Origin of the sequence: Streptomyces palmae (assembly GCF_004684805.1) — a bacterium.
Classification (GTDB): Bacteria; Actinomycetota; Actinomycetes; order Streptomycetales; family Streptomycetaceae; genus Streptomyces; species Streptomyces palmae.
In genome coordinates this window covers 1-4,972 of sequence record NZ_SRID01000454.1, presented here as the reverse complement: position 1 = coordinate 4,972, position 4,972 = coordinate 1, and the positions used below count along the sequence as shown (strand labels likewise).

Sequence of the window (4,972 nt, the reverse complement as noted above, 5' to 3'; positions counted from 1 at the left end):
GGTCGAGACCTGGGGGGCGGGACGGGTCGAAAGGCGTATCCGAGACACGGCCGCGAGTCTATGGCGGCCGTCGTCCGGACGGCGTGAGCGGGCGCACCGGGGGTGAGCTGCGAGAGCGCGACGCAGCACGCAGGGCAAACGGAATTTGAGCTGGCCCAGGAATCCGCTAGAGTTCAACACGTCGCCGGGACGCGGAAGCGCTCCGGAGACAGAGATCAACCTCGGGCTGGCCCGGGAGAGATCTGTGCGGACGTGGCTCAGTTGGTAGAGCATCACCTTGCCAAGGTGAGGGTCGCGAGTTCGAATCTCGTCGTCCGCTCGAAGTGGGGGATTCCCGTTCCCCACGGTTGGTGGAGTGGCCGAGAGGCGAGGCAACGGCCTGCAAAGCCGTCTACACGGGTTCAAATCCCGTCTCCACCTCTGCGGACGATTAGCTCAGCGGGAGAGCGCTTCCCTGACACGGAAGAGGTCACTGGTTCAATCCCAGTATCGTCCACTGGATCCCATCGGCGCCCTTGTCGGGCTCCGGTACGGTCCCCCGCGCGATTAGCTCAGCGGGAGAGCGCTTCCCTGACACGGAAGAGGTCACTGGTTCAATCCCAGTATCGCGCACGCACGCCACGATCGCCTTCGGCGGTCGCGGTCTCGCGGACGATTAGCTCAGCGGGAGAGCGCTTCCCTGACACGGAAGAGGTCACTGGTTCAATCCCAGTATCGTCCACACCGATCGACCAAGGGCCGGAGCTTTCGCTCCGGCCCTCAGTCATGTGCTCAGGAGGAGAAGAGCATGTGGCCGAAGCCGCGACGGTGACCGTGGCCGCCGTGCCCGTGGTGGCTCTGGTGCGAGGCGCCCCAGGCGGGGGCGGGGGGCGCGGCGGGGTACGCCTGCGGCGGAGGCGCGGCCTGCGTCCACTGCGCCTCGAACTGGGTCAGCGCCTCCAGCTCGCCATAGTCCAGGAAGATCCCCCGGCAGCCACTGCACTGCTCGATCTGGACGCCGCTGCGGTTGTAGGTGTGCATCGGCGCATGGCACTTGGGACACTGCATGGTCCGCTCAACTCCTCAGACATCGGACATTCGTACCCGGAGGGAACTTCCTCGCGGGTACGCGGAGTTCACCCTACGACGACCCGGGTGAGCTGGGCGATACGGGCACAGGCCGTGACCATCGCCCGCTCCGCCTCGTCCAGCTCCCGGCGTGCGGTGGTGGCCTTGGCCAGCGCGGTGGCCGCGGTCTGCACGGTGAGCGCGCGGGCCGGTTCGTCCAGCTCGCGCCAGGGGTCCCCGGCGGGCCGTACGGCGGGGCCGCCGGCCGCCCGGTAGGCGTCGAGGAAGCGGGTCCACTCCCCGGCGGCGAGCAGCCCGGTGGCGTACCAGGCCGCGGGCCGGGCCAGATCCCAGACCGGGTCGCCGAGCCCCAGGTCGTCCACGTCGATCAGCAGCCAGGGCCCGTCCGGGGCGGGGTGCCGCACCAGTTGCCCCAGGTGGAGGTCGCCGTGGCAGACGATGTCGGTCCGCGGCATCGGCGCCTCCGCCCGCGCCCAGGCCGGCAGCCCCGCCCAGGCCCGGAAGACGGCCTCGGCGGCGTGGTTCGGGGCGGGGTCGGGATCGCCGGGGGCGCCGGGCCGCCGCGGCTGGGGGTCGGTCCTCGCCGAAGGGCGGCCGGTGATGGCGGCGCGCAGCCGCGCTATCGCCCTGGCCGCCTTCGCCGGGCCGCGCATCGCCGGGAGGGGGCCGGGCAGCTGGTCCACCGGCAGTCGGTGCAGGCGGGCCAGCAGCGTTCCGGCCGCCTCCCAGGGAGCGTCCTCGGGGTGGTCGGCGCTGACCGGCGCGCCGTACGGCCACAGGGTCACCGCTCGTCCCTGCGGGAGGGCGCCGGGCGCGGGGTCCAGCGGGGCCAGCAGTACCCCGGCGGCCAGGGGGTGCGCGGCCACCCGCAGCCGTGCCAGCAGTGCGGCCGACTCCCCCGGTTCGGCGGGCCCGCCGGCACCGCTCGGGGGGTGCCCGGACGCCTCTCCTCCCGGACCACCCGCATCACCCGCTTCGGCCGGGTCCGCCGGGCCCTGGCCGGTGGCCGAGGGGCGCGGGCCGGTGCCCGGGGCGTGGGCCTTGGCGACCACCGGTCCGCAGCGGACCACCGTGCCGTCGGCCCGGTCGGCCAGCACCGTCACCTCGGGGCCCTCCACGGGCGGCTGGGACAGGCGCCGCGGCAGCGCCCGGAGGTCCGCTCCGGCGGGAGCGGCGAGTTGGTGCAGCGGGTGCGCCGGGTGCGGCCGGCGGGGGTGGCGGTCGGCGGCCCGCCGGGCGGCATCCGCCAGTCGGCGGAGGCCGGGCGCGGAGAGCCCGCTCACGCCGGTGGGGGAAAGCCGCTCGGCCGAGGGGTGCGGTCCCGGCGGCGGCTCGACGGGGTCGACGGCGCGCTTCCCGCCAGGGGACGGGTCCGGTCCTGCTGCTGCCACGCTCAGCCCCTGTCGTACGGCTCCACCGGCGTTGTACGCCGCTCACCTGGCCGGATCCTAACGCCGCCCAGGGATCCCCACCCGGCGGCGACCCTGCGCGATCTCCGGGGAGGCGGCCGCCCGGGGGAGCCGGCCGGTGGAGCGGGCCGGGTGGGGCGGCCGGCGGTATCGCCGCCGGCCCTCGGTCCCAGGGGCATCGGTCGTCGGTCGTCGGTCATGTCATCGGCCGCGGGCCGGAGAGGGGCGTACGGGGTGGCTCGGGCCGGTAGAGGCGCCTGGCACGGCACGGTGGGCTGGCGCTCGCATCCGACCGGAGGCCACACGGCGCGATGCCCGGGCAGCTCCCCAGCTACCCGGGCATTCGTGCCGTCCGCCGCACCCCCGTCCCCACGGGGTTGATGGCCGGAAGTCCCTGGGTCCAGGCCGCTCTCCTGGACCCTGGGCGCTCAGCGCCCCAGCACTTCCGCCACGGACGACGCTTGGATGACGACGGCTTCCCAGCCGCCGAACGCGACAGCGAGGAGAGCCGCCACCGGCATCGCCATCGCCACCGCGACCAAGGGATGGCGAGTGCCGGGCCGCTGACCGCCGAACGTGTCGGCGCCCTCGCGCCCACGCGCCCCACGGACCGTGCGTGCCACGGTGTCCGCCATCGCCCCGCCTCCTGTCAGGTTGGCAGCGGCGAGCGTCTGACCTCGGGGGACGAGTGCTGCCACCCGCCGCTTGGACTCAACATTAGGCGGACCGGTCGGTCCCGGCGTCATGCCTTCGTACCGATTGCCGGGCCTCCATGAGGATGACGTCTCCGGGGGCGGAATACTCCTCTGGGTGGAGACACCCCCTCAGGGATTGCGGGTCATCCCTGAGTACGGCCCTCGCGAAACCCCGCACGCGGGACGGCGCGCCCTTGCGGCCCCGGACTCTGGACCACCTCCCCCGGCCTGCCCGCCTGCGGCCCTCGGCGAGCCCAGGGGCCCGGGGTCCGGATGCCTTGGTCAGGGTGCCCGGGGTCCGGGTGTCCAGGGAGGAAGCCTGCCCGCGCACCCGCACGCTTCGGCGAGGAAGCCCCTGCCGTCCCGCTCCCCACCCCCTCGCAGCGGGCGATGGCGAAATCCCGTACCGGGAGGAATCGCGACTCTTCGGGCCGTGGATGGCTCCCGCCGCTCGCCACCGCGGGCGCCGGAGCCCGCTCTCCGAGCCGCCCCGCACCGGAACTCCGGCTTCACTCCCCCTCGCCAGGGTGACTTCCCTCACTTCGGGCCGGGCGCGCCGCCCGGTCATCGGCGCCCTCGGTGTCACCCCTCGTAGCGCCCTCCGATCCGCCCCGGTCGGCTCCCCGGCCGTGCCCGCACACCGTGGCGCGGTGCCGGTCGCGGGCCCAATCGCCCTCTTTGGGAGGCGGGTTGGCGCGGCGTGTCCGGCGCGGCGGCGCACCGTCGCGGGCCGCCGCGCGTTTCACCCGCCGGGCGCCCGCCGTTGACAAAGCGTCGGCCGACGCATGCGCCGCCTCGCAGCGCGACGGGCCGTCAATCCGTAAGCTGTGGCACGTCAGACGCAAGGAGTGGGGCCTCCCCACCGGAGGCAGGGGACGGACATGGCGATGATGCGGCTCCGGCGCGAGGATCCGCGTGTCGTCGGCTCGTTCCGTCTGCACCGGCGGCTGGGCGCGGGCGGTATGGGCGTGGTCTACCTGGGCTCCGACCGGCGCGGCCAGCGGGTGGCGCTGAAGGTGATCCGGCCCGATCTGGCCGAGGACCAGGAGTTCCGTTCGCGGTTCGCGCGCGAGGTGTCGGCGGCGCGGCGGATCCGCGGCGGCTGCACGGCCCGGCTGGTGGCCGCCGACCTGGATGCCGACCGGCCGTGGTTCGCCACCCAGTACGTACCCGGCCCCTCGCTGCACGACAAGGTGAACGAGGACGGCCCGCTGCCCGCCGCCCAGGTGGCGCAGATCGGTTCCGCACTGGCCGAGGGCCTGTTGGCGGTGCACGACGCGGGAGTGGTCCACCGCGACCTGAAGCCCTCGAACATCCTGCTGTCCCCCAAGGGGCCGCGGATCATCGACTTCGGTATCGCCTGGGCGACCGGCGCCAGCACCCTGACGCATGTGGGCACCGCGGTCGGCTCCCCCGGGTTCCTCGCCCCCGAGCAGGTGCGCGGCGCGGCGGTCACCCCGGCCACCGACGTCTTCGCGCTGGGCGCCACGCTGGCCTACGCCTCCACCGCGGACTCCCCCTTCGGGCAGGGCAGTTCGGAGGTGATGCTCTACCGGGTGGTGCACGAGGAGCCGCAACTGCTCGCGGTGCCCGACGCGCTGGCGCCGCTGATCCACGCCTGCCTGGCCAAGGATCCGGAGGACCGACCGAGCACCCTCCAGTTGTCGCTGCGCCTGAAGGAGATCGCGGCGCGCGAGGCGCATGGGCAGGGGCCGTTGGACGCCCGCACCCCGGTCCCCCGGCAGCAGCCGGAGCGGCCGACCGGGAAGCGGGCAGACGCGTACGCGCAGCAGAGCACCG

The 4,972-nt window shown here is 74.3% G+C and carries 4 protein-coding genes and 5 tRNA genes; 6 read left to right on the top strand and 3 right to left on the bottom strand.

Features of this window, described 5'->3' with window-relative positions:
- Positions 1-246: 246 nt before the first annotated feature.
- The 5 genes from E4099_RS28980 to E4099_RS28960 all read left to right on the top strand — a co-directional run bounded on the left by E4099_RS28980 (position 247) and on the right by E4099_RS28960 (position 721).
- Positions 247-319 (top strand) — tRNA-Gly (locus E4099_RS28980).
- Positions 320-349: 30 nt separating this feature from the next.
- Positions 350-420: transfer RNA gene (locus tag E4099_RS28975), tRNA-Cys, on the top strand.
- 4 nt (positions 421-424) lie between these two features.
- Positions 425-496: transfer RNA gene (locus E4099_RS28970), tRNA-Val, on the top strand.
- 44 nt (positions 497-540) lie between these two features.
- Positions 541-612 (top strand) — tRNA-Val (locus tag E4099_RS28965).
- A 37-nt stretch (positions 613-649) separates the two neighbouring features.
- Positions 650-721, top strand: a tRNA-Val gene (locus E4099_RS28960).
- Positions 722-771: 50 nt separating this feature from the next.
- Here E4099_RS28960 and E4099_RS28955 read toward each other — a convergent pair.
- From E4099_RS28955 to E4099_RS28945, 3 genes are all read right to left on the bottom strand, one after another.
- Positions 772-1,047 (bottom strand): TFIIB-type zinc ribbon-containing protein, encoded by a 276-nt coding sequence (locus tag E4099_RS28955; RefSeq protein ID WP_135342085.1) that lies wholly within the window; start codon positions 1,045-1,047, stop codon positions 772-774.
- Positions 1,048-1,115: 68 nt separating this feature from the next.
- Entirely contained in the window at positions 1,116-2,213 is a 1,098-nt protein-coding gene (locus E4099_RS28950) for a phosphotransferase (protein ID WP_245245276.1), read from the bottom strand.
- A gap of 692 nt (positions 2,214-2,905) precedes the next feature.
- The gene (locus tag E4099_RS28945) at positions 2,906-3,112 is read right to left on the bottom strand and encodes a hypothetical protein (protein WP_135342084.1); all 207 of its coding nucleotides are present in this window, start codon (positions 3,110-3,112) and stop codon (positions 2,906-2,908) included.
- Between the two features lie 941 nt (positions 3,113-4,053).
- On the opposite strand from E4099_RS28945, the gene E4099_RS28940 reads away from it, so the two are divergent.
- Positions 4,054-4,972, top strand: a 919-nt coding sequence (locus tag E4099_RS28940) for a serine/threonine-protein kinase (RefSeq protein ID WP_135342083.1), incomplete at its 3' end; no start/stop codon positions are given.